Here is a 22220-nt window from a genome sequence, read left to right as displayed (position 1 = left end):
GTTTACTTACTAGTCCTGAAAAGGCAGGATCCAGGCCTGGACGCTCCATGAGCAGGCAACGGGAGAAGGACGACGGCGATGGACACCTACGGCAATGACGGCAACGGAGGCGCGGGCGCAGGCAGGCGGACGTTCGGCGTCGAGGAGGAGCTGCTCCTGGTGGACCCCGCAAACGGGGAAGCCGTGCCGATGGCCGGAGCACTCCTGAACCTGTACGTCCGCCCCCTGCAGGCCGGAGCCGGGCCCGTCCTGGCCGCTGAGTTCCAGCAGGAAATGATCGAGGTGGTCACCCCGCCCCACGCCACCCTGGCACGGCTGGAACAGGACATCATTGCCGGGCGGGGCATCGCCCGGCAGGCGGCAGGGGACATCGGCGTCAGGGTGGCCGCGTTGGGCACCTCGCCGCTCCCGGCCGACCCGCATCCCGTACAGCTCCGGAGATTCAGGGCAATGACGGAGGAATACGGGCTGACCGCCAGGGAACAGCTCACCTGCGGGTGCCACATCCACGTTTCGGTGGAGTCGCCGGAGGAAGCCGTGGCCGTGCTGGACCGGATGCGTATCTGGCTGCCGGTGCTTATCGCCCTCAGCGCCAACTCACCGTTCTGGCACGGCCAGGACAGCGGCTACGCCAGCTACCGCTCCCAGGTCTGGAACCGCTGGCCCTCGGCCGGTCCGCTGGACATCCTGGGGACCCCGGACGCCTACCACCAGCTGGTGCACGACATGGTGAGCACCGGCGTCGCCCTGGACGAGGGCATGGTCTACTTCGATGCCCGCCTCTCGCGGCACTACCCCACAGTAGAGATCCGCGTGGCCGACGTGTGCCTGCGGCCGGAGAACACCGTCATGCTGGCGGGAATTGCCAGGGGCCTGGTGGAAACGTCCGCGCGGGAATGGCGCGAGGGCATCGAGCCGGTGTCGGCGCCCTCGGCGCTGCTTCGGCTGGCCGCCTGGAAAGCAAGCCGGTGGGGGCTGCGGGGAGAACTGCTGGACCCGCATACGCACCGCCCGGCGTCCGCGCTCGCCGTCGTGAATTCCCTGCTGAACCACATCCGTGGGGCGCTGGAAGACATGGGTGACCTGCCCCGGGTGGAGGCCCTGGTGGACGCGGTACTCAACACCGGCACCGGCGCCGTGCGGCAGATGGAGGTGCTGCACCGCACCGGCGACCTGGAGCAGGTAGTACAGGATGCGGCTGACTGCACTGCCGGCTCCTCCTGGGAGCCGCGTCCTGGACGCAGGCGTCAGTAGGTGGTGGCGTTGGGCAGGATCAATGGCGGCAGCGGTGTCTGGTTGAAGTCGAAGGCGTTGGCCAGATCGCCCAGTTGCGGGTTGTTCTCCCGGACCCCGGGGCGGTTGTCGGGCCGGCCGTCGGTGGCGGGGTCGATCCTTTCGCCGCCCAGGAAATCGTCCTCGATGAATTTGAAGTAGGCGTCCTGGCTGAGGATCTGATGGTCGATGTAGCCCTTCTTCGCGTAGGGGCTGATGACCATGGCGGGGACGCGCAGGCCGTAGCCGCTGTTGTCCACCGCAGGTGGCTGGACATGGTCATAGAACCCGCCCCAGTCGTCCCAGTTCAGGAAGATGGCGGTGCTGTCCCAGTCCGGGCCGCTCATGATCGCGTTGACCAGCCCGGCAACATACTGCTGGCCGGTGCTGACCTTGGCCGGGGGATGTTCGCTGACCTCGTCGCTGGGTGCCACCCAACTGACGGCCGGCAGCCTGCCCTGCCTGGCGTCGTCGTAGAAACCGGCAAGCGGTTTGATGTTGCCTTGCTCGCCGTCCTCCTTGACCGTGTCGAAGTACGGCAGCGGATTCCACCGCCCCGGCGTTTCGGCATCCTGCTCAACGGGGGCGCACGTGGCGGCATCGTTGCGGCAGTCCGGCTCGGTGCCGCTGAAGACGTAGTAGGCCCACGGCACATTGTGTTTGTGGAGCAGGTAGGTCAGGTCGGTCCAGGCGTAATTGGGCTGTTTCAGGTTCTTGGCTGCTGCTGCCAGCTTCTCCTTCAGCGCGGCCGGGAATGGTGCTGCGTCGACGGCGGCCTTGCAGGTGGCGTAGGAATCGGTGCGTTTGCAGCTGGCCGTTGCCAGCTGCTGGGTTTGGACGGCAAGGTCGGGGCCACTGCCTGCCTCCCCGAGGGCGTCGCGGCAGGTCTGCAGGTCCTGGTCTGCCTGGCATTCGCCGATCAGGCTGTCATCGAACTCCGCCTTTTCAGGTTCGTTGTCCAGGCCATCCAGTGCATCCACGCACGACGACGGCTCCCCGGGCTTCGTGCACTTGGCCGACCACTCGGACACCATGTAGAGGTGGGCCTGCAGGCTTCCGGCTGCGGCGGAGGTGAACATGTGGTCCTGAAGCACGAAATTGTCGGCGTATGTCCAGTAGGTCGGCAGCTGTTTTCGGTCGTGGTAGCCCATCACGTCGGTGCGCCTGGTCTTGTACGTGCAGTCGGTGGCAGTCGCCTCGCAATGGGCAATGCCCTTTTCCGCCTGGGCCACGAACCCGTCCATGGCACCGTTGTTGATGTCTGCCGCCGCGTCGGCCGGACTGTGCGGGCCGCCGTCGTTGCTGTCTGATGAATCATAGAACGGCGCAACGCAACCTCCGCGCGCCGGGTCCGGCAGGCAAACGGCAGGCTTGCCGTCCTGCATGGGAATGCCGTCGGCACCCGGGTAGGTGCCGAAGTAGCTGTCGAAGGACCTGTTCTCCTGGGTAATGATCACCACGTGCTTGATCTTGGAGATCCCTCCGTTGGTTCCGGACGAGGTCCCGGGGCGCAGGGCAACGGGAACCACGACGGCGAGCAGCACCAGGGCCGCCACGGTCAAGGCGGCGGCCGGGACACCGGGCCGTCGTCCCTGCCCCGGGAAGCCCATCTTAGGAAGCCTGCCGGAAGACATCGCCGCCAAAGGCCTGCACGCCCGGGTCGCCGGCCATCCCGAGCCGCGGCAGGTGGAAGATGTCCTCCATGGTGGCCAGCAGGCTGTAGTGGTTGTACGGCTGGTCCGATGTGGCCCCTGCCGGGCTGAACGGGGACAGCACCAGGGCACCCACCTTGCCGCCGGCTGCACCGCCTCCGGGGCTCCCGGCGTCTCCGGCGGACGGCCCGGCCGTGTCGCCCTCGGCCTCGTCGAAGGTGATGACCAGCACGCCGTCCTGCTTGTATGCGGGGGAGGACAGGATGGCCGGCACATGGGCCTTAAGCCACGAGTCCACGGCCCTCAGTCCGCCGCGGGTGCCGTCGGCGCAGGATTCGTCATGCCCGTCGTGGCAGAGGTTGGGCGTGATGTAGGCAAGGTTTGGAGTGGTGGCTGCGGATTTCAGGTCTTTTGCCAGCGCCGAAAAGTTCACCACGTTCTTCACGCAGTCCGGGGACGACGTGATGGCGTGGAAGTAGACGAAGGGGTTGTGGTGCGTGGAGTACATCTCATCGGCGGTCGCCCGGATGTGGTTGTCGGGTTCGCCGGGGACCGGGTGCTCACAGGGCTGCTGCATGTCCTCCATGTACCCCTTCCACGTCTTGCCAGACGCGCTCAGCTGCCCGGCGATGGTCTGCGCCTGGTCCGGGTAGAGGCAGCCGTTGCCCTGCAGGGTGCCGTCCCCGTCGCTGCCCGTGGTGTTGAACTCCGTGTAGGTGCGGCAGTCCTGCTCCGTATTGTCGTTGGGCCGCTGGCCGGAAATCTGGGCCAGGTAGTTGGGCAGCGAGTTGTGGGCGATGCCGTAGTAGTTCTGCAGCAGCACGCCCTTCTTCCGGAGGGTTCCGGACAGGTAAGGCGCGGCGGAGTTGCCACCCCACACGGAGTCGTAGCTCTTGTTCTCCAGGTTGATCACGAATACGTGCCCGGGGGCTCCGGCGGCCGTGGGGGTGCCCTGTGGATCGACGGCGGTGCCTGGGGTCTCTGTGGGTGTTGGTTCCGCCTCGGGGCTTTCGGATGGCGTGGCGCTTTGGGAATCGGGAGGCGATGCCGGTGCTGGACCCTGGCAGGCCACGAGCCCGAACAGCAGCAGGGCCAGCAGTGGCAGCAGCGCGGGTGAGGGCCGCCGCCGAACAGCGGTTGAGCGGGCTGATATTCGGTACACACGCGGCCCCTGTCGTCGGTCTCTACAGCGCCCCAGCGTTGACGCCACTCTTGCATACAGATGCCGAGTTGTGCAGGGGCAATCGCTGTGAGTTGGCAGTGAATCAGGTTCCGGGTTGCCGCCGGTGCCGGGTTCAGGTGAACTTTCGGCGGTATACGGCGGCGGCGACTGCGCTGGCTGCCACGAGAAGTCCCGCCAGCCAGGCCAGGGCCGTCCAAATGCCGCTGCCCACGGCTTCCTGCGCCAGCAGGGCACGGATGGCATCGACGATGGACGTCACCGGCTGGTTCTCGGCGAACCAGGCCACCGGGCCGGGCATGGAACCGGTGGGAACAAAAGCGGAGCTGATGAACGGCAGGAAAATCAGCGGGTAGCTGAAACCGCTGGCCCCGTCCACGGTTTTCGCCAGCAGCCCGGCGATCACGGCGATCCAGGTCAGTGCCAGCGTGAAGAGGGCGAGGATTCCGACGACGGCGAGCCAGGCGGCCACGGAGGCTCCGCTGCGGAATCCCATCAGCAGGGCAACGCCCACCACGGCGGCCAGTGCCCCGAAATTGGCGGCCAGTGACGTGAGCACGTGGGCCCACAGGACGCTGCCCCTGGCCACCGGCATGGAGGTGAACCGTTCGAATATGCCGCCCTGCAGGTCCAGGAACAACCGGTAGGCGGTGTAGGCGACGCCGGACGAGATGGTGATGAGCAGAATCCCGGGGAGCAGGTAGTTGACGTACGGGCCGCCGGCGCCGGTGTTGATCGCACCGCCGAACACGTAGACGAACAACAGCATCATGGCCACCGGTGTGACGGCGGTGGTGATGATGGTGTCCGGGCTGCGCAGGATATGGCGGAGCGAGCGTCCGGCCAGGACCCGTGTGTCGCTGAGGACATGGGTGGTCATGGCAGTTCCTTTCGTGCGCCGGTGGTGCTTTCGGAGCCGTCCTTGGCCGGGTCCCCGACGAGGGCGAGGAAGACGTCCTCCAGCGAGGGCTGCTTCTCGACGTATTCCACCGTGGCGGCCGGAAGCAGCCGCTTGAGTTCGGCCAGGGTTCCGTTCCTGATGATGGTGCCCTGGTGCAGGATGGCTATCCGGTCGGCCAGGTGTTCGGCCTCCTCGAGGTACTGCGTGGTGAGCAGCACCGTGGTTCCGCGGGCAGCAAGTTGGCGCACGGTCTGCCAGACGTCAAGGCGGGCCTGCGGGTCCAGGCCGGTGGTGGGCTCGTCCAGGATGATGACCGGCGGGCTGCCAACCAGGCTCATGGCGATGTCCAGTCGCCGGCGCATCCCGCCGGAGTAGGTGGACACCCTGCGGTTCCCGGCCTCGGTGAGGGAAAACCTGGCAAGGAGCTGGCCGGCAATCTCCCCAGGGCTCCGCAGGTGCCGCAGCCTGGCCATCAGCACCAGGTTTTCCCGCCCGGTCAGCACGTCGTCCACCGCGGCGAACTGGCCTGTGAGGCTGATGGAGCCGCGCACGCCCTCCGGCTCCGCGCCGGCGTCGTACCCGTTCACCATGGCGGTGCCCGCATCCGCCCGCAGCAGCGTGGACAGGATGCGCACCAGCGTGGTCTTTCCGGCGCCGTTGGAGCCCAGGAGCGCGAAAATGCTTCCCGGCGGCACGTCGAAGTGGACGCCCCGCAGAACGCGCAGGCCCTTGAACGACTTTTCGATGCCCTGTACCCGGATGGCGGGTGCCGGGGCCTGGTCATGGGTCATGGCCGGTCCTTTCCCGTGGCGGTGGTCAGGCGCCGTCGGCGGCGGCCCTGTTGATGGAGTCCGTCAGGCGCTGCCGCTCCTTGTTGATCCACTGGCCGTCGGAGTAGTTGCTGATGAAGGTTTCGGCGAACTCCACCGGATCGTCCCCCACGATGTCCCGAATGGCCGTACCGTCAGCGGCGGCCCCTTCCACCAGGTCCGCCAGGTCTTCGAGCATTTGCATGAGGACGTCGCCCTTGACGATGGCCCCGGCATAGGTGAAATAGCGCTCAAGGGCGTCAATGGTGGTGCGGTAGCTGCCGGGCAGCTGCTCTTTGCGCGCCTTGTACTGGCGCCAGCGCTTCTTGTCGTCGAACGGGCCGGTGACTTTCTCGATCCATCCCTGCGTCATGGTTGTTCTCCTTTTTCCTGTGGCTGGTTCTTGTTGTGGTGAAGGTGCTCTATCCGTTCGGCGATGAAGCTCCAGGTGCTCCAGAACTCGTCCAGGTAGGCGCTGCCTGCCGTGTTCAGTGTGTAGACCTTGCGGGGTGGCCCCTTTTCGGATGGGACCTTTGCGACGTCCACGAGGCCGCGCTGTTCTAAGCGGACCAGCAGCGCGTACACCGTGCCCTCGACAATGTCGGCGAAGCCCTCCTCCCGCAGCCGGGCCGTTATTTCGTACCCGTAGGCGGGCTGCGCGGCGAGGATGGCAAGGACGATGCCCTCCAGGGTGCCCTTGAGCATCTCGGTCATTTGCTTGCCCATTGGGGGCTCCTCATTACTACTTAGTGATGCTGACTACCAGTAGATAGTATCACTGAGTACCAGGAGTGCAAGGGCCTCGTAGGTCTTTCTGCCCTAGCACCCTGCTGTTGCCGGGCGTTGACTTAAACCGCGGGAAGCTGGGGCCTGCGGGGCGGACACGCACAGGGCGTGCCGCCCGCAACAGAAAGGAAAGTTCAGTGAAAAAGTGGTATCGGTGGCAGGACTACGTAACAGTCGCCGCCGGTCTCTTCACCGCTATTGCGGTCCTGTGGACGCGGCAGCAAAGCATGTCCACCACGCTCATGCTCCTCTTCGGCGGGCTCCTGGTGGTCAGCGGCGTCATCAACCTGGCCATGCCGGGAATGCCGGCGATGGAATGGGCACAGGCCGTGCTGGCCGCTGCGCTGGTCCTCTCGCCGTGGGTGGGGTCCTACACGGGCGCGACGGGCGCTGCATGGACATCGTGGATCGCCGGGGCAGTAGCGCTGGTGGTCACCGCGGTGGCCATTAAGCCCAGCACGGAAGCCCATCACAATCTCCGCATCTCGCATTAGCGGAGGCATCCGCCATGACTGAAGTGCTGCGTTACGAAGTGGGCTCCGGAACAGTGCTGGTTGAGACTGCGGACGACAGCTACGGCGTGGACCATCCTGCCCGCAATGAACAGGGGATCCTGGACACAGGCAGGCGGCTGGAAGACGCTCTTGCCAGCGTCCGCCCGGCCGCCCGCGCAGCACTGGAGGCCATGGCGGAACTCACCCCCGAACAAATAGAGATCGAGTTCGGGGTGAAGCTCGCGGGGGACGCAGGGGCGGTGATTGCAAAGAGCAGTTCCGACGCCCATTTTGTCCTTCGAATGTCCTGGAGCCCGGCGGCTGGAGCCCTGCCCGGGGAAGAAATCACGCATAACGGGTGATGGCTATGGTTGCGTTTCATGACAGGTCCGACGCCGGGCGGCGGCTGGGTAAACGGCTCGCCCCCCTGCGCGGAAAGGACGTTGTGGTGCTGGGACTGCCCCGGGGCGGCGTCCCGGTGGCGTTCGAGGTAGCCAAGGCCCTGGACGCGCCGCTGGATGTGATCGTGGTGCGGAAACTGGGGGTTCCGTTCCAGCCCGAGGTGGCCATGGGAGCCATCGGGGAGGGAAATGTCCGGGTCCTGGATCCGCGCACCATTTCCATGGCCCGGGTGACCCAGGAGGACCTGCAGCAGGTTGAACGGCATGAACGCGCCCTGCTGGAAAGCAGGGTGGCGCGGTTCCGCCAGGGGCGCCGGCGCATCGACCTCACCGGCCGCACGGCCATCATCGTGGATGACGGCATCGCCACCGGCTCCACCGCCAGGGCGGCCTGCCAGGTGGCCCGGCAACTCGGTGCGGCAAGAGTCATCCTTGCCGTTCCTGTTGCCCCCGCCCGCGCCGTCGTGGAGCTCAAGGAACCGGACGACGTCGTCTGCCTGCTTTCACCCCAAAACTTCCAGGCCGTGGGCTACTACTACCACGACTTCTCGCCCACGGAGGATGGCGAGGTGGTGCAGCTGCTCGACGCCGCCGCGTCCCCGCCCCGCCACCGCGCCGAGGAAGGGGAAGACGGGAGCCTGGAAGAGAATGTTGAGATTCCGGCGGGAACGGTGACACTGCGGGGCAGCCTCTACCTGCCCGCCAGGTGTGACGGCACGGTCCTCTTTGCCCACGGCAGCGGCAGCAGCCGGCACAGCCCGCGCAACCGCTTCGTGGCCTCCGTCCTGCATGGGGCCGGCCTTGGCACCCTGCTCCTTGACCTGCTCACACCCCAGGAGGAGGTGAACCGGGCCAACGTGTTCGATATCGCCCTGCTGGCCCAGCGCCTCTCCTCCGCCACCCATTGGCTGGAAGCGCGCCACGACGGATCCGCCGGCCGGATCGGCTACTTCGGCGCAAGCACCGGGGCCGGCGCCGCTCTGTGGGCTGCAGCCGAGCCCGGCGCCCAGGTTGAGGCCGTCGTCTCCAGGGGCGGCCGGCCGGACCTTGCCGGGCCGCGGCTTCCCGCCGTGAAGGCCCCCACCCTGCTGATCGTGGGCGGGGCGGACACCCAGGTGCTGGCCCTCAACCGCCAGGCCATGGCCCAGATGCATGCCCCCACGCGGCTGGAGATCGTTCCCGGGGCCACCCACCTGTTCGAGGAACCGGGCACCCTGGCCATGGCGGCCACCCTGGCCGCGGACTGGTTCCGGCAGTACCTCCTGCCGTCCCCGGTGGGGCGCGCCCGGCCGGAGGCCAGGGAATGACGGCGGCCCAGGGCAACCGGGATGAACACGGCGGGGAACGGGCGGCGGAAGCCGGCCAAATCCGCAGCCTCGCCCACCCGCTGGCCACCGCCGACGACCTCGAACCGCTGGTCCGCCTCGCCGCCCCGGCCCGTTTCGTGTGCCTGGGCGAGGCATCCCACGGCACCCAGGAGTATTACCACTGGCGGGCGCTGCTGAGCCGCCGGCTGATCGAAGAGTACGGCTTCACCTGGATCGGTGTGGAAGGCGACTGGCCGGACTGCTGGCGCATCAACCGCTGGGTCCGGGGGGAATCCGGACAGGAGATGGACGCGCGCCGGCTGCTGGCCGGATTCGAACGGTGGCCCACGTGGATGTGGGCCAACCACGAGGTGGCCGAATTCCTCACCTGGCTGCGCGAATGGAACCTCCGCCTGCCCGAACACCAGCGGACGGGCTTCTATGGCCTGGACGTCTATTCGCTGTGGGACTCGCTGCGGGAAATCTTCGCCTGGCTGGAGGCCAACGCCGCCGACGCCCTCCCGTCCGCCCTGCAGGCCTGGCACTGCTTTATCCCGTTCCGGGAGGACCCGCAGCGGTATGCCATGAGCAACCGGCTGGTGCCGCAGTCCTGTGAAGCGGACGTGGTGGCATTGCTGGCGGAAGTCCGGCGGCGGACGCTGGGCCGGATGCAGGACGATCCGGCGGCCTTCGACGCCATCCAGAACGCCATCGTGGCCACCAACGCCGAGCGCTATTACCGGACCATGGTGCGCGGCGACCAGCAGTCCTGGAACATCCGCGACCACCACATGAGCGACACCATCGAACGCATCGCCGCCCACCACGGGCCGGCATCCAAGGGGCTGGTGTGGGCGCACAACACGCATGTCGGCGACGCGCGGGCCACGGACATGGCGCTTGACGGCATGGTCAACGTCGGCCAGCTGGTCCGCCAGCGCCACCCGGGACAGGTGGTGCTGGCCGGGTTCGCGTCCTACTCCGGGTCCGTTACGGCCGCCGAATCCTGGGGTTCGCCGGAGTGGACCATGGATGTTCCGGCCGCAGTGCACGGGAGCCACGAGGACCTCCTCCACGAGGCGCTGGGCGAACCGTCGGTGCTGGTGTTCGGTCCGGAACGGGCCGGGCGGTGGCTGACGTCCTGGCGCGGGCACCGGGCCATCGGCGTGGTGTACAACCCACGCCGGGAGAGGGGCAACTATGTGCCCACCCGGATGGGCGACCGTTACGACGCGCTGTTCTGGCATCCGCGGACCGAGGCCCTGCGGCCGCTGCACCACGAGTACCAGCCCGGCGAACCGGAGCTCGAAACCGAGCCCTCGGGGTTCTAGCCCACAGCGGTTCCACCCATAACAAAGGAACATGATGGACCAGAGGAGCACCATGGCCACCGGAACCGAGGGGTCCACGCGCTGGCCTGCCATCACCAAGGACGTGGCAGCCTTCCCGGTCCAGCCCAATTTGGCCGATTATGATGCCGCCCGGCGGGACTTCAGCTGGGACCAGGCACGGCAGGCGCTGGCTGGGCTGCCCGGCGGCCGCGGCCTCAACATTGCCTACGAAGCCGTTGACCGCCACGTGGCGGAAGGCCGCGGCGGCAAGGAAGCCCTGCGCTTTGTGCAGGCCGACGGCGGCACCCGGTCCATGAGCTACGGCGACCTTGCGGACCAGACCAACAGGTTCGCCGCCGTACTTCGAAGCCTTGGGGTGGGGCGGGGCGAGCGGGTCTTCTCGCTCCTGGGCCGCAGCCCCGGGCTGTACGTGGCCGTGCTGGGCACCTTCAAGAACGGCAGCGTCTTCTGCCCGCTCTTTTCCGCCTTTGGCCCCGAGCCTGTCCGGCAGCGGCTGCACCTGGGGGCCGGCCGGGTACTGGTGACCACCAAAACGCTCTACCGCAAAAAGGTTGCGCCGCTCCGGGACACCCTTCCCGAACTCCGCCACGTCCTGCTGGTGGACGCGGACGGCAGCCCCGAACCGGGAACCCTGGACCTGGCCCGGCTCCTGGCTGGGGCTGACCCAATCGACGCGGTCGCGGACACCCAGCCGGAGGACATGGCCCTGCTGCACTTCACCAGCGGCACCACGGGCACGCCCAAGGGCGCCATCCATGTCCATGGCGCCGTCGCGGCCCACTATGCCACCGGCCTCTACGCGCTGGACCTGCACCCCGATGACATCTACTGGTGTACCGCCGATCCCGGCTGGGTGACCGGCACGTCCTACGGCATTATCGCGCCGCTGGTGCACGGGGTCACCGCCATCGTGGACGAGGAGGAGCTGGACGCCGACCGCTGGTACCGCATCCTCGCGGAGCAGCGCGTCACCGTCTGGTACACCGCCCCCACGGCCCTGCGGATGCTCATGAAGGCAGGCGCGGAACGAGCCGCCGGCCATGACCTCTCCGCGCTGCGCTTCATCGCCAGCGTGGGGGAGCCGCTGAACCCGGAGGCAGTGGTGTGGGGCCAGGACGTGCTGGGCCTGCCGGTGCACGACAACTGGTGGCAGACCGAAACGGGCGGGATCATGATCGCCAACTACCCCGCCATGGACATCCGTCCGGGCTCCATGGGCCGGCCACTGCCCGGCATCGAGGCCGCCCTGGTGGCCCGGGACGCCGACGGCAAGCCCGTGCTCCGGGACGGCCAGGCGGTCCTGGTTACCGAGCCGGACGCCATGGGGGAGCTGGCGCTGCGGCCCGGCTGGCCGTCCATGTTCCGCGGCTACCTCAACGAGGAGGAACGGTACCGGCGGTGCTTCGCGGGCGGCTGGTACCTCACCGGGGACCTGGCAAAGCGCGACGGCGATGGCTACTTCTGGTTCGTGGGCCGCGGCGACGACGTGATCAAGTCCTCCGGCCACCTGATCGGGCCCTTCGAAGTGGAAAGCTGCCTGATGGAGCACCCGGCCGTCGCCGAAGCGGGCGTGATCGGCGTGCCGGACCCCGTGGCCGGCGAAGTGGTCAAGGCCTTCGTGGAGCTCAAGCCTGGCAACGAGCCCACGGAGGAGCTGCAGCTGGACATCATCGGGTTCGCGCGGAAACGGCTGGGCGCCGCCGTGGCACCCCGGCTGCTCGACTTCACCGCCACCCTGCCCAAGACCCGCAGCGGCAAGATCCTGCGGCGGCTCCTCAAATCCCGCGAGCTGGGGCTGCCCGAAGGCGACACCTCAACACTGGAATCACCGGCAGGACCGGCCGTGACACTGAAGGACCAGCCGTGAGTACCCTCAAGAACCAGGCCGTCCCGGACGCGGAGCATGCCCTCCACCTGCTGCGGCAGATGCTGCGGGTGCGCCGGCTCGAGGAAAAATGCATCGAGCTGTACAGCGCCGCCAAAATCCGCGGCTTCCTGCACGTCTACATCGGCGAGGAAGCTGTGGCGGCCGGGGTAATGGAAACCCTGGCACCCGAGGATGCCGTGGTGGCCACCTACCGGGAACACGGGCACGCCCTCCTGCGCGGCGTCTCCGCCGGAGCCATCCTGGCCGAAATGTACGGCCACGCCGAGGGATGCTGCCGCGGGCGCGGCGGATCCATGCACCTGTTCGACGCCGCCACCCGCTTCTACGGCGGAAACGCGATCGTGGCAGGGGGCCTGCCGCTTGCCGTCGGCCTGGCGCTCGCGGACCGGATGGCCGGGCGCCAGCGGGTCACCGTCTGCTTCTTCGGCGAAGGCGCGGTGGCCGAAGGCGAGTTCCACGAAAGCATGAACCTGGCCGCGCTGTGGCAGCTGCCGGTGCTGTTCTGCTGCGAAAACAACCTTTACGCCATGGGAACCGCGCTGGGCCGTTCCGAGTCCCAGACGGACATCGCGCTCAAGGCCGCCGGGTATGAAATCCCCGCCTGGGCCGTGGACGGCATGGACGTGCTCGCGGTCGAGGAAGCAGCCAGGCGTGCCGTGGACGCCGTCCGGTCCGGCGGCGGCCCGCACTTCCTGGAACTGCGCACGTACCGCTTCCGCGCCCACTCCATGTTCGATCCGGAGCTGTACCGGGAGAAAGCCGAGGTGGCGCAGTGGATGGAACGGGACCCCATCAGCCTGCTGCAGGGTGCCATGCGGGCGGCGGGACGGCTGCCGGAGAAGGACTGGGCCGCACTTACGGCGGACGTGGACGCGGAGATCAGCACCGCCGTCGGGTTCGCCGAGAACGGGACGCCGGAACCGGTGTCCGAACTGGCGCGGTTCGTGTACAGCGACCGGGCGGAGAGTGACAGTGGCGATGTCAGTGCCGGCGACGGGGCCGGGAAAGGCAGGGCGGAAGGATGAAAACCACCTACCGGGAGGCCATGCGTGCCGCGCTGCGCGAGGCCATGCAGCGGGACGAACGGGTGTTCCTGATGGGCGAGGACGTGGGCCGGTACGGCGGCAGTTTCGCCGTGAGCCTGGGGCTGCTGGAGGAATTCGGGCCGGAACGGATCCGCGATACCCCGCTGTCCGAGTCCGGCTTCGTGGGGGCAGGGATCGGGTCTGCGCTGGGCGGGATGAGGCCCGTCGTCGAGATCATGACCGTCAACTTCAGCCTGCTGGCGCTGGACCAGATCATCAACAACGCGGCCACCCTGCTGCACATGTCCGGCGGCCAGTTCAACGTGCCCATCGTCATCCGGATGACCACCGGCGCCGGCCGTCAGCTCGGGGCCCAGCACTCGCACAGCCTGGAGGGCTGGTATGCCCACATTCCGGGGCTGCGCATCCTTGCCCCGGCCACCCTGGCCGACGCCCGCGGTATGCTCTGGACCGCGCTGCAGGACCCGGACCCGGTGCTGATCTTCGAGCACGGTTCCCTGTACAACATGGCCGGCGAGCTCGACGACGATGCCGGCGCCGTGGACATCGACAAGGCGGCGGTCCTGCGGCAAGGGAACGGAGGCGGGCAGGGCCTGACGCTCATCACCTACGGCGGCACCTTGCCCATGGTGCTGGACGCGGCCGGTCAGCTGGCCGGGGAAGGGATCGACGCCGACGTCATCGACCTCCGCTCCCTCCGCCCGCTGGACATGCACACCGTCCTCGCCAGCGTGGAAAAGACGCACCGCGCCGTGGTGGTGGACGAAGGCTGGCGCAGCGGCAGCATCTCGGCCGAGATCGCGGCCAGGATCGCCGAGCAGGCCTTCTTCGACCTGGACGCGCCGGTGGAGCGGGTGTGCAGCCTGGAGGTCCCTGTCCCGTACGCCAAGCACCTGGAGCAGGCCGCGCTGCCGTCCGTGGAGCGGGTCATGGCCGCCGCGCGAAGGGCCGTGGGCGCCGGTGGCTGAGTTCCGGATGCCATCCCTGGGCGCGGACATGGAGCATGGCAAGGTGGTGGAATGGCTGGTCAAGCCCGGGGACTACATCCACAAGGGTGACCTGGTGGCGGCCGTGGACACCGACAAGACCGTGATGGACATCGAGTCGTTCCAGGAAGGCGTGCTGGCCGAGTTCCTGGTGGACATCGGCGACACCGTGGACGTGGGCACCCCCATCGCCCGGATCACCGCCACGCCCGCCGAACTCCCGCCAGCCCCGCCCGCGGACCACGGCGCAAAGGCAGCACCCCCGGTCCGGCACCTTGCGCACACGCTGGGGGTCGACGTCGGACGCATCAGCGGCAGCGGCACGGACGGCGAGGTGACCAGGGCCGACGTCGAACGCGCCGCTGCGGCGTCCGGCACCCGGGCGCCGGAGCCGGCAACAGCACCCGAAGCGCACCGGGTCCGGTCGTCGCCGCTGGCACGGCGGCTTGCCGCCGAACTCGGCGTCCAGCTGTCCGCGGTCACGGGGACGGGCCCGGGCGGTGCCGTCACCGAGGAGGACGTGCTCGCCGCCGTTCCGCCCCGGGGACGGCCAGCTAAGGAAGCCGGTGCGGAAAAGCCTGCGGCAGCACCGCCGTCGGAAGCCCAACCGGTGGAAGCCCCAACCGCGGAAGCGCCGCGCGGAACCCCGGAGGAGGAGCAACCCGGGCGGAAGCGGACGACGGCGGCCGGCGGCAAGGCGGAAAGCCTGCGGCAGGCCATCGGCGCGCTGATGTCCCGCTCCAAGAAGGAAATTCCGCACTACTACCTGTCCACCACCCTGGACCTGGCGGCGGCGATGGCGTGGATGCAGGCGGCGAACCAGCAGCGCCCCGTGTCATCGCGGCTGGTGCCGTCGGCCCTGCTGCTGAAGGCCACCGCGCTGGCGGCGAAGGAAGAACCGGACATGAACGGGTTCTTCACCAAGGGCGCGTTCCATCCCAGCAGTGCTGTGCACCTGGGCGTCGCCGTTGCCCTGCGGCACGGCGGGATCGTGGCCCCGGCGGTGCACCACGCGGACACCCTTAGCCTGGACCAGCTGATGGACCAGCTGCGGGACCTGGTCGGCCGGGCCAGGGCGGGGCGGCTTCAGCGCGCGGAGATGGCCTATCCCACCATCACAGTGACCAACCTCGGGGACCTCGGCGTGGAAAGCGTGTACGGGGTGATCTACCCGCCGCAGGTGGCCATGGTGGGCTTCGGCAAGGTGCTGGAGCAGCCGTGGGCGCACAACGGGATGCTCGGCATCCGGCACGCCGCCATCGCCACCCTGTCCGCGGACCACCGGGTCAGTGACGGGCTGCGCGGCGGGCGTTTCCTGGCCCGCATCGACGAACTGCTTCAGGCGCCGGAAAAGTTGTGAGCAGCGGGAGCCGGACGGAGGAGGAGCCATGAACGAACAGGATGCGCGCCAGGCGGTGGAGGCCGCCATCGGCAAAGTGGCGCCCGACGTGGGGCCCGAAGACCTGGAGGGCAGCGCCAGGCTGCGCCAGGACCTGGAACTGGACTCGCTAGATTTCCTCCGCCTGGTGGAGGTCATCGCGGAGGGCACGGGAGTGGACATCCCGGAGGCCGACTACCCTGCGGTGGCCACCGTGGACGGCCTGGTCACGTACCTGGCAGGGCACGGGTGAATACCCGGAAGAAGCGCCGCCGTTGGGGCCGCCGCCTGGGGATCGCGGCGCTGGTTGTCCTGGGGCTGGTCCTGGTCTCGGCGGTGGCCAACGCGGCCCTGGAGGCGCAGGAGAAGGCAACCATGCCCGGCTACGGTGAGCGGGTGGCGGTGGCCGGGGGATCGTTGAATGTGGTCCGCAATGGAAACGCGGCAGCACATCAGGGCCCGCCTCTCATCCTGCTCAGCGGCCTGGGAACCGCCGCGCCCGGCCTGGACTTCACCCCGTTGATCCGCGAACTCGGCGACTTCGATGTGATCGTGGTGGAAGGGTTCGGCTATGGCTACAGCGACATGGAGGCCAGCGCGCGGACCAATGAGAACATCAGCAACGAGCTCCATGAGGTCCTGTCAAAGCTCCAGGTCCGGCAGCCCTATGTCCTGGCCGGCCACTCTATCGCCGGGTTCTACCTGCTGGACTATGCCAACCGTTACCGCCCGGAAGTCTCAGCGGTGGTGGGCATCGACGCGACAATTCCCAAACCGGGGGACCATCCGGTGGAGGAGCCGCAGCCCGGCATCAACTGGGCGAAGCTGGTGGCCGCAACGGGGCTGGTCCGCGACGTTGCCGCCGTGGCGCCGGGCCTCTTCGATCCGGACAGCAACGCCTATTCCGACGAAGAGCTGAAGCGGATGCGAACCATGATGATCTGGAACTTCGGCAACTCCGCGGTGGCCGATGAAACGGCCCGCATCGCAAACAACGCTGCGGCGCTCCGCGGCGTCACATACCCCGCAGACCTTCCGGTCCTGGCCTTCATCGCTGATGAACAGAATGACAGGACAGCCACTAAAACGGCCGCGGCTGAAGACCTGCTGAGGAACGTCACGCGGCACCAGGTGCTGCCCCTTGAGGGCGGTCATTACCTCCACTGGACGCAGTCCGGGCGGATGGCGGCGGAGATCCGGCGGTTCGTTGCCCCCGGCGGCTAACGGCCGGCTTTATCCCGCGGCGTGGTCGCTGCCGCGCATCCGGACGGCAACCACGGCGCCGGAGGCTGCGGTAAGGACCGCGACGGCGGCGATCGCGGCGGGGATGCCGTAGAAGTCGGCGAGGACTCCCGAGAGGAGGGCACCGACGGCGAATCCGCCGTCGCGCCACAGCCGGTAGACCCCCACGGAGCGGGCCCGCCAGGCCGGGTGGGCCACGTCTCCGATGGCGGCCAGCAGGGTGGGGTAGACCATGGCGGTACCGAGGCCCAGCACGACGGCGGCGGCGAGCCACGGCCCGAAGCTGTGCGCTGATGCGACCACTCCCAGTGCCACGGCCTGCACCAGCATGCCGGCCGCGATGAACCATTTCCGTCCCCACCGGTCCGACGCGGCGCCGGTGGCCAGCTGGGCGGCACCCCAGGCGGCGGGGTACGCGGCCGCCAGGATGCCGATCTGGCCGAGGTCCAGGCCTGCGCCGGCGAACAGGACGGGGAAGAGGCCCCAGGCCAGGCCGTCGTTGAGGTTGTTGACCAGGCCGGCCTGGCTGGCTGCCGAAAGGGATCGGTCCCTGAAGCTGGTGAGGGTAAACACCTGGCCCGTGGAGAGGCCGGCATGGGCGTTGCTGTGGACGCCGACGTGTTGTGAGGCCTCAGCCATGGCATGGTGGTGGGTCTCCCGGACGGCCAGGACAGTCAGGCCCAGTCCCAGGGCAATGAACGCGGCACCCAGCAGGAACGGGGCCGGGCGGAGGCCGTAGGCAGTTGCCAGGTAGCCGGTGGCCAGCGCGGTGGCGGCGACGCCCAGGTAGCCCGCCGCCTCGTTGAAGCCCATGGCCAGGCCACGCTGCCTGGGGCCCACGAGGTCCATCTTCATGATCACGGCCGTGGACCAGGTGAGGCCCTGGCTGATGCCCAGCAGCACGTTGGCCGCCACGATCCAGCCCCACGATGGGGCGAAGATGAGCATCAGCGGTACGGGCACTGCCACCAGCCAGCCCGCCACGAGGACGGGTTTCCGGCCGTACCTGTCCGAGAGCGTGCCGGCGAAGTAGTTCGTCGCGGCCTTGGACAGGCCGAAGGCCAGGATGTAGGTCAGCGCGCCCGTGTACAGGTCCAGATGGAACGTCCGGGATGCGAGCAGGGGCAGGACGGTGCGTTCCTGGCCCAGGGTGCCGCCCACCAGCGCGTTGACAGCCACCAGCAGCATGAACTGCGCCAGGTTCTGCCGCAGGCCCAGCACGGCACCGGCTGTTCCGGTGGCATCGCGGGGGAGGGTCCTGCCCGGCATGGGGTGCTCCGTTCGTGGGGACGTAAGGTGGCCCGGGCGTGCGGGGGCACGCCCCGGCCGGGTCCGGACACGCGAGGACGCGCCCGGACCTGAACCCGGGCAGGAGGGGGGTCCTGCCCGGGTGGTCTTGGGTGGAGTGGCTAGGCGGCGGGGACGCTGTTCTGCCAGGCGTTCCAGGCGGCGTAGCTGCCATCGAGTTCGACGACGTCGTACCCGGCCCGGCGCAGGGCGCTGGCGGCGACGGAGTTCCGGACGCCCGACTGGCAGTAGGACACGATGGTGCCGCCGGCCGGCAGTTCATCCAGGTGCCACATGAGGCGGCCGCCGCTGAGCTGGTACGCGCCCGGGACATGCCCGGCCTTGTACTCGGTCTTGTTGCGGACGTCCAGGAGCATCGCGGCGTCGAACTTCCCGAGTTCCTCCGGCTGGATCAGCTTGGGAGTGAAGGTGGGCAGGCCGTCCATGCCGGTGACGTAGCCGGCCACGTTGTCGATGCCCACCCGGACCAGATGGTCCCACATGTCCTGGGCCTGGTCCCGGTCCTTGGCAAGGAGCACCAGCGGGTTCTTGTCCGTTTCCGGGTTGACCACCCAGGCGCCGTAGCTGGCCACGGACTTCCCGGCGGGGACGTTCAGGGACCGGGCCACCGTGCCGCGGTGCACTTCGTCATTGGAACGGGTGTCGATGAAGGTCAGCGTGTCCTCCGCCAGGCCCTTGGCCACGACGGCGGTGTCCAGTTCCTTCAGCGGAGCGCGTTCGCCCATGACGGCCGGCCCCACGCGGTTTTCGCGCTTCATGCGGCCGAAGTAGGCGTGGGCATCGGGCTGGCCGTCCAGGAGTTCATCGATGAAGCCCTGCTCGTCATTGGCGGCGAGGTACGGGCCCCACCAGGCGTAGAGGCGTTCGTAGCCCACGGTGGAGGACGGGATGGCGCCGAGGGCCTTGCCGCAGGCGCTGCCCGCGCCGTGCGCGGGGTGGACCTGGACGTAATCCGGCAGGGTCAGGAACTTGTCGCGCAGGCTGGCGAAGAGCTGCCTGGCGCCCACGAAGCGGGTGTCCACGCCGCCGGCTGCTTCGTCCAGCAGGTCAGGCCGGCCCAGGTCGCCGGAGAACACGAAGTCGCCTGAGAGCAGGTAGCCGGGCTGGTTGCTGAACGCGCCGTCGGTCACCAGGAAGGACAGGTGCTCCGGGGTGTGGCCCGGGGTGTGGACCGCCTTGATGGTGATGTTGCCCAGGGTGATGGTGTCGCCGTCGTACAGCCGCTCGCCGTCGAATTCGTACTGCCAGTCCGGGCCGCCCTCGCCGGAGACGTAGATCCTGGCGCCGGTGGCAGCGGCAAGTTCGCGGGTGCCGGAGAGGTAGTCGGCGTGGATGTGGGTCTCGGTGACGGCCACGATCTTCATGCCGTTTTTCGCGGCGAGGTCCTGGTAGACGGCGATGTCGCGGCGGCCGTCCACCACGATGGCTTCACCCTTGGCCTGGCAGCCGATCAGGTAGCTGGCTTGGGCCAGGTCTTCGTCGTATATGCGTTCGATAAGCATCTGGTGCTCTCCTTCGGGTGAAAGGGGATGGAGGGGGTTCTGAATCAAGTATAGATACCCCCAGGGGTATAACGCAACGAGGGGAACTGATGTGGCCGCCGGTGGCTCAGGCGTGCTGGTGGCCGGCTTCGGCGCGGAGTTTGTCCATGTCCAGGTTCTTGACGGCCTGGATGACTTCCTCGAGGCCGGTGGCGTTGAGTGCTCCAGGCTGGGAGAAGACGAGGGTCTTGTCCTTGAAGGCCATCAGGGTGGGGATGGAGGTGATGTTTGCTGCGGCGGCGAGGGCCTGTTCGGCTTCGGTGTCCACCTTGGCGAAGGTGATGTCCGGGTGGCGTTCGGCGGCGGCGCCGTAGGTGGGGGCGAACATGCGGCACGTGCCGCACCATGCTGCCCAGAAGTCTACGAAGACGATGTTGTTGTCCTCCAGGGTCTGGGCGAAGGATTGCTCGGTGATGTCGATGGTTGCCATGGTCTGTCGTGTCCTTTCGGGCGGGTGGGGTTGTTGCCTCGCGGCAGGGCCTAGGTGGTGGGGAGTCCGGCGCGGGTCCACGCGGTCATGCCGCCGGCCATGGTGTCCGCCTTGTAGCCGACGCCCTTGAGTGCTTCAGCGACGGCGGCACTGCGGTTGCCGCTGCGGCAGATGGCGATCACGGGCACGGCCGGGTCCAGTTCGGACAAGCGGGCCTGCAGCTCGCCCATGGGGATGTGCAATGCGCCGGGGATCATCCCTTCGGCGACTTCGAAGTCCTCGCGGACGTCAAGGATCCGGGCGGTGGAGCGGCGCTGGTCGGTTTCGGTGATGGTGATTTCAGCCATGGTGGTTCTCCTTTGAAGTGGTTTCGGCTGGCTTGCCGGGTGGTGCTGCTTGCCTAGCGGACGGGCTCGCCGGCTTGGCGCCATGCGGCCATGCCGCCGCGTACCGAGTAGGCGTCGTACCCCTTGGCGGCCAGGAGGCGTGCTGCTGAGGCGGACCGTACTCCGGAGGCGCAGACGGCGATCACGGGGCGGGTCTTCTGGATCCCGGCGGTGCTGGCCTGCAGCCGGTCCAGGGGGACGTGCTTGGCCTGCGGCGCCCGGCCGGTCCGCCATTCCTGGGCTGACCTGACGTCGATCAGGGTGGCCCCCGAGCCCAGGAGTTCCTTGGCCTGCGCCACGGATACCGTCTTGTAGGGCTTGCTGAAGGCTTTTTTGAGGGAATCGATGAGTCCCATGGTGTTCTCCTCTTGGTGGGTCAGGCGGTGACCGTGCCGGCGGTGACCCATGCCGCGACGGCGAAGATGAGTACCGCGAATGAGATGCGGATGTGCTTGTCATGCAGGCGGCGGGCCAGCCGCGCGGCGACGACGGATCCCAGGATTGCCGGGACCGCGAACGCCAGGGTGGTGGCCCAGTCGACGGTGTAGCCGGCGGCGTGGGCGCTGAAGCCGGCAGCGGAGTTGACCACGATGATTGCCAGTGACGTTCCGACGGCCTGCTTCATGCGCAGGCCCAGGAAGATGGTCAGCGCCGGGGTGATGAGGAAGCCGCCGCCCACGCCGAGCAGCCCGGTGAGGAACCCGACGAGCAGGCCAACGCCTACGGCCTTCGGGGCGCAGGAGCGGAACGCCCGGTGCGGCCCCGTGCTGCAGGACCCTTCGGTTTCACGGGGTTTCATCAGCATCCGGATGCCTGCGGCCACCATGATTCCGGCGAACGCCAGCATCAGGAGGTTCGGGTCCAGCAGCTTGCCCACGGCCGCGCCGGCCCAGGCCGCCGGAATCCCGGCGCCGCCGACCAGGGCGATCACGGGCCAGTTCAGGCCCTCCCGGATCCTGGGGAGCAGGGCCGTGAGCGAGGATACGCCCACCACCAGCAGCGACGTCGGAATCGCCTGGGCGGGGCTCATGCCCACGCCGTACACCAGGGCCGGAACGGCGATGATGGAGCCGCCGCCGCCCACGACGCCCAGGACGATGCCGACGACAAGCCCCAGGCCCAGGGCCGGAATCATGCCGCGGCGTCCTCTTCTGCTGCCGGAACGGGAAGCTGGAGGATGGCGCTTTCGCGGGTGGGCTCCTTGGCGGCCTTGTTCCACGGCATGGCCGAAAGGGCCTTGCCCATGGCGCAGGTGTTGGTTGCGGCCGAGAACGTCAGGCCGGTTCCGATGGCGCCGGCAAGCATGCGGACCTTGGGGGAGACGAACTTGCCGCCCACCAGGCCCAGCATCACCAGGGAGCCGGCGGTCAGGCGGACCTGGCGCTCCAGGTCCCAGCGGTCCTTGCCCTTGACCACGTCGCCGCCCGCGGCGGCGAAGCCCGGAACGCCGCCGGTGAGGACGTAGGCGGTGTCGAGGCCGACGGTGGCCATCCGCTGCCGGGCCTGCTCGGCGCGGACGCCGGACTGGCAGACCAGGACCACGCGTGAACCCAGCCGGGCGGCGAGCTCATCGGTGTGCTCCGAGAGCAGCGGCAGCGGCACGTTGTAGGAGCCGCGGATGTGCATGGACTCGAATTCGGCGGCGGAGCGCACGTCGATGACCACGAGGTCCTGGTGCTCCGTGAACCAGGACCGGAGGGTTTCGGGGGCAAGCGCTTTAACGGCGGTTGCTTTTGAAGGGGAAGTCATTTATGCCTCTCGGAAGGGATGGGCTGGATACCCCACCGAGTATCACAGATACCCCCGGGGGTAGTCAAAACACCCGGAGGGGTATACAGTTGACGGGAGCACCCCATCAATG

The 22220-nt window shown here is 68.3% G+C and carries 24 protein-coding genes; 11 read left to right on the top strand and 13 right to left on the bottom strand.

Annotated elements, in window-relative coordinates; genetic code table 11:
- The first annotated feature begins 78 nt into the window (after positions 1 to 78).
- The gene (locus ACEN9K_RS17640) at positions 79 to 1254 is read left to right on the top strand and encodes a carboxylate-amine ligase (protein ID WP_018768817.1); all 1176 of its coding nucleotides are present in this window, start codon (positions 79 to 81) and stop codon (positions 1252 to 1254) included.
- Here the strand turns inward: ACEN9K_RS17640 and ACEN9K_RS17635 are convergent.
- The 6 genes from ACEN9K_RS17635 to ACEN9K_RS17610 all read right to left on the bottom strand — a co-directional run bounded on the left by ACEN9K_RS17635 (position 1248) and on the right by ACEN9K_RS17610 (position 6540).
- On the bottom strand, positions 1248 to 2882 hold the full coding sequence (locus ACEN9K_RS17635) for a phospholipase C (protein ID WP_056392752.1): 1635 nt from the start codon (positions 2880 to 2882) through the stop codon (positions 1248 to 1250). The genes ACEN9K_RS17640 and ACEN9K_RS17635 overlap by 7 nt on opposite strands.
- A 1-nt stretch (position 2883) precedes the next feature.
- Positions 2884 to 4086 carry an alkaline phosphatase family protein gene (locus tag ACEN9K_RS17630; protein WP_224084106.1) on the bottom strand — a complete coding sequence of 401 codons (1203 nt, stop codon included), beginning with the start codon at positions 4084 to 4086 and terminating at the stop codon, positions 2884 to 2886.
- 133 nt (positions 4087 to 4219) lie between these two features.
- A complete protein-coding gene (locus ACEN9K_RS17625) occupies positions 4220 to 4984 on the bottom strand; it encodes an ABC transporter permease (protein WP_495634770.1) in 765 nt (254 codons plus the stop codon).
- Positions 4981 to 5796 (bottom strand): ABC transporter ATP-binding protein, encoded by an 816-nt coding sequence (locus tag ACEN9K_RS17620; RefSeq protein ID WP_495634769.1) that lies wholly within the window; start codon positions 5794 to 5796, stop codon positions 4981 to 4983. Before ACEN9K_RS17620 ends, ACEN9K_RS17625 begins: the two co-directional genes overlap by 4 nt.
- A gap of 25 nt (positions 5797 to 5821) precedes the next feature.
- Positions 5822 to 6187, bottom strand: coding sequence for a DUF1048 domain-containing protein (locus ACEN9K_RS17615; RefSeq protein WP_018768812.1), 366 nt, complete (start codon positions 6185 to 6187; stop codon positions 5822 to 5824).
- Positions 6184 to 6540 (bottom strand): PadR family transcriptional regulator, encoded by a 357-nt coding sequence (locus ACEN9K_RS17610; protein WP_223992555.1) that lies wholly within the window; start codon positions 6538 to 6540, stop codon positions 6184 to 6186. Before ACEN9K_RS17610 ends, ACEN9K_RS17615 begins: the two co-directional genes overlap by 4 nt.
- 197 nt (positions 6541 to 6737) lie before the next feature.
- On the opposite strand from ACEN9K_RS17610, the gene ACEN9K_RS17605 reads away from it, so the two are divergent.
- Genes ACEN9K_RS17605 through ACEN9K_RS17560 form a run of 10 tightly spaced genes read left to right on the top strand, consistent with a single transcriptional unit; the run spans position 6738 to position 16676 of the window.
- Positions 6738 to 7094 carry an SPW repeat domain-containing protein gene (locus tag ACEN9K_RS17605; protein ID WP_144601347.1) on the top strand — a complete coding sequence of 119 codons (357 nt, stop codon included), beginning with the start codon at positions 6738 to 6740 and terminating at the stop codon, positions 7092 to 7094.
- Between the two features lie 14 nt (positions 7095 to 7108).
- Positions 7109 to 7456, top strand: coding sequence for a CU044_2847 family protein (locus ACEN9K_RS17600; RefSeq protein WP_018768809.1), 348 nt, complete (start codon positions 7109 to 7111; stop codon positions 7454 to 7456).
- A gap of 5 nt (positions 7457 to 7461) precedes the next feature.
- On the top strand, positions 7462 to 8802 hold the full coding sequence (locus ACEN9K_RS17595; RefSeq protein ID WP_018768808.1) for a phosphoribosyltransferase: 1341 nt from the start codon (positions 7462 to 7464) through the stop codon (positions 8800 to 8802).
- Positions 8799 to 10133, top strand: a complete 1335-nt coding sequence (locus ACEN9K_RS17590) for an erythromycin esterase family protein (protein ID WP_495634768.1) — start codon at positions 8799 to 8801, stop codon at positions 10131 to 10133. The genes ACEN9K_RS17595 and ACEN9K_RS17590 overlap by 4 nt, the downstream gene beginning before the upstream one ends.
- A gap of 52 nt (positions 10134 to 10185) precedes the next feature.
- Positions 10186 to 12021, top strand: a complete 1836-nt coding sequence (acsA, locus tag ACEN9K_RS17585; protein ID WP_495635720.1) for an acetate--CoA ligase — start codon at positions 10186 to 10188, stop codon at positions 12019 to 12021.
- Positions 12018 to 13067 (top strand): pyruvate dehydrogenase (acetyl-transferring) E1 component subunit alpha, encoded by a 1050-nt coding sequence (pdhA, locus tag ACEN9K_RS17580; protein ID WP_495634767.1) that lies wholly within the window; start codon positions 12018 to 12020, stop codon positions 13065 to 13067. Before acsA ends, pdhA begins: the two co-directional genes overlap by 4 nt.
- Complete coding sequence (locus ACEN9K_RS17575; RefSeq protein WP_018768804.1) at positions 13064 to 14056, top strand: alpha-ketoacid dehydrogenase subunit beta; 993 nt, start codon at positions 13064 to 13066, stop codon at positions 14054 to 14056. The genes pdhA and ACEN9K_RS17575 overlap by 4 nt, the downstream gene beginning before the upstream one ends.
- On the top strand, positions 14049 to 15434 hold the full coding sequence (locus tag ACEN9K_RS17570) for a dihydrolipoamide acetyltransferase family protein (RefSeq protein ID WP_495634766.1): 1386 nt from the start codon (positions 14049 to 14051) through the stop codon (positions 15432 to 15434). Before ACEN9K_RS17575 ends, ACEN9K_RS17570 begins: the two co-directional genes overlap by 8 nt.
- A gap of 28 nt (positions 15435 to 15462) precedes the next feature.
- Complete coding sequence (locus ACEN9K_RS17565) at positions 15463 to 15705, top strand: acyl carrier protein (RefSeq protein WP_056392768.1); 243 nt, start codon at positions 15463 to 15465, stop codon at positions 15703 to 15705.
- Positions 15702 to 16676, top strand: a complete 975-nt coding sequence (locus ACEN9K_RS17560) for an alpha/beta fold hydrolase (protein ID WP_495634765.1) — start codon at positions 15702 to 15704, stop codon at positions 16674 to 16676. The genes ACEN9K_RS17565 and ACEN9K_RS17560 overlap by 4 nt, the downstream gene beginning before the upstream one ends.
- A 9-nt stretch (positions 16677 to 16685) precedes the next feature.
- Here ACEN9K_RS17560 and ACEN9K_RS17555 read toward each other — a convergent pair whose 3' ends face one another.
- From ACEN9K_RS17555 to ACEN9K_RS17525, 7 genes are all read right to left on the bottom strand, one after another.
- The gene (locus ACEN9K_RS17555; RefSeq protein WP_495634764.1) at positions 16686 to 17963 is read right to left on the bottom strand and encodes an MFS transporter; all 1278 of its coding nucleotides are present in this window, start codon (positions 17961 to 17963) and stop codon (positions 16686 to 16688) included.
- Between the two features lie 140 nt (positions 17964 to 18103).
- On the bottom strand, positions 18104 to 19504 hold the full coding sequence (locus ACEN9K_RS17550) for an MBL fold metallo-hydrolase (protein WP_134164066.1): 1401 nt from the start codon (positions 19502 to 19504) through the stop codon (positions 18104 to 18106).
- A gap of 106 nt (positions 19505 to 19610) precedes the next feature.
- Positions 19611 to 19973, bottom strand: coding sequence for a thioredoxin family protein (locus tag ACEN9K_RS17545; protein WP_495634763.1), 363 nt, complete (start codon positions 19971 to 19973; stop codon positions 19611 to 19613).
- A 50-nt stretch (positions 19974 to 20023) separates the two neighbouring features.
- Complete coding sequence (locus tag ACEN9K_RS17540) at positions 20024 to 20320, bottom strand: rhodanese-like domain-containing protein (protein WP_495634762.1); 297 nt, start codon at positions 20318 to 20320, stop codon at positions 20024 to 20026.
- Between the two features lie 53 nt (positions 20321 to 20373).
- Positions 20374 to 20715 carry a rhodanese-like domain-containing protein gene (locus ACEN9K_RS17535; RefSeq protein ID WP_056392779.1) on the bottom strand — a complete coding sequence of 114 codons (342 nt, stop codon included), beginning with the start codon at positions 20713 to 20715 and terminating at the stop codon, positions 20374 to 20376.
- A 20-nt stretch (positions 20716 to 20735) separates the two neighbouring features.
- The gene (locus ACEN9K_RS17530; protein ID WP_018768795.1) at positions 20736 to 21494 is read right to left on the bottom strand and encodes a sulfite exporter TauE/SafE family protein; all 759 of its coding nucleotides are present in this window, start codon (positions 21492 to 21494) and stop codon (positions 20736 to 20738) included.
- A complete protein-coding gene (locus tag ACEN9K_RS17525) occupies positions 21491 to 22108 on the bottom strand; it encodes a rhodanese-like domain-containing protein (protein WP_495634761.1) in 618 nt (205 codons plus the stop codon). Before ACEN9K_RS17525 ends, ACEN9K_RS17530 begins: the two co-directional genes overlap by 4 nt.
- Between the last annotated feature and the right edge of the window lie 112 nt (positions 22109 to 22220).

It is taken from the genome of Pseudarthrobacter sp. Pseusp20, from assembly GCF_059492155.1.
Note: the sequence above shows the minus strand (reverse complement) of the source record. Positions and strands in the feature narration are given on the sequence as shown.

Excerpts from the sequence above, each read along its gene's own strand:
- ACEN9K_RS17640 (WP_018768817.1), top strand. The coding sequence starts at position 79 with ATGGACACCTACGGCAATGACGGCAACGGAGGCGCGGGCGCAGGCAGG.
- ACEN9K_RS17635 (WP_056392752.1), bottom strand. The coding sequence starts at position 2,882 with ATGGGCTTCCCGGGGCAGGGACGACGGCCCGGTGTCCCGGCCGCCGCC.
- ACEN9K_RS17625 (WP_495634770.1), bottom strand. The coding sequence starts at position 4,984 with ATGACCACCCATGTCCTCAGCGACACACGGGTCCTGGCCGGACGCTCG.
- ACEN9K_RS17620 (WP_495634769.1), bottom strand. The coding sequence starts at position 5,796 with ATGACCCATGACCAGGCCCCGGCACCCGCCATCCGGGTACAGGGCATC.
- ACEN9K_RS17615 (WP_018768812.1), bottom strand. The coding sequence starts at position 6,187 with ATGACGCAGGGATGGATCGAGAAAGTCACCGGCCCGTTCGACGACAAG.
- ACEN9K_RS17610 (WP_223992555.1), bottom strand. The coding sequence starts at position 6,540 with ATGGGCAAGCAAATGACCGAGATGCTCAAGGGCACCCTGGAGGGCATC.
- ACEN9K_RS17600 (WP_018768809.1), top strand. The coding sequence starts at position 7,109 with ATGACTGAAGTGCTGCGTTACGAAGTGGGCTCCGGAACAGTGCTGGTT.
- ACEN9K_RS17595 (WP_018768808.1), top strand. The coding sequence starts at position 7,462 with ATGGTTGCGTTTCATGACAGGTCCGACGCCGGGCGGCGGCTGGGTAAA.
- ACEN9K_RS17590 (WP_495634768.1), top strand. The coding sequence starts at position 8,799 with ATGACGGCGGCCCAGGGCAACCGGGATGAACACGGCGGGGAACGGGCG.
- acsA (WP_495635720.1), top strand. The coding sequence starts at position 10,186 with ATGGCCACCGGAACCGAGGGGTCCACGCGCTGGCCTGCCATCACCAAG.
- ACEN9K_RS17575 (WP_018768804.1), top strand. The coding sequence starts at position 13,064 with ATGAAAACCACCTACCGGGAGGCCATGCGTGCCGCGCTGCGCGAGGCC.
- ACEN9K_RS17565 (WP_056392768.1), top strand. The coding sequence starts at position 15,463 with ATGAACGAACAGGATGCGCGCCAGGCGGTGGAGGCCGCCATCGGCAAA.
- ACEN9K_RS17555 (WP_495634764.1), bottom strand. The coding sequence starts at position 17,963 with ATGCCGGGCAGGACCCTCCCCCGCGATGCCACCGGAACAGCCGGTGCC.
- ACEN9K_RS17550 (WP_134164066.1), bottom strand. The coding sequence starts at position 19,504 with ATGCTTATCGAACGCATATACGACGAAGACCTGGCCCAAGCCAGCTAC.
- ACEN9K_RS17545 (WP_495634763.1), bottom strand. The coding sequence starts at position 19,973 with ATGGCAACCATCGACATCACCGAGCAATCCTTCGCCCAGACCCTGGAG.
- ACEN9K_RS17540 (WP_495634762.1), bottom strand. The coding sequence starts at position 20,320 with ATGGCTGAAATCACCATCACCGAAACCGACCAGCGCCGCTCCACCGCC.
- ACEN9K_RS17535 (WP_056392779.1), bottom strand. The coding sequence starts at position 20,715 with ATGGGACTCATCGATTCCCTCAAAAAAGCCTTCAGCAAGCCCTACAAG.
- ACEN9K_RS17530 (WP_018768795.1), bottom strand. The coding sequence starts at position 21,494 with ATGATTCCGGCCCTGGGCCTGGGGCTTGTCGTCGGCATCGTCCTGGGC.
- ACEN9K_RS17525 (WP_495634761.1), bottom strand. The coding sequence starts at position 22,108 with ATGACTTCCCCTTCAAAAGCAACCGCCGTTAAAGCGCTTGCCCCCGAA.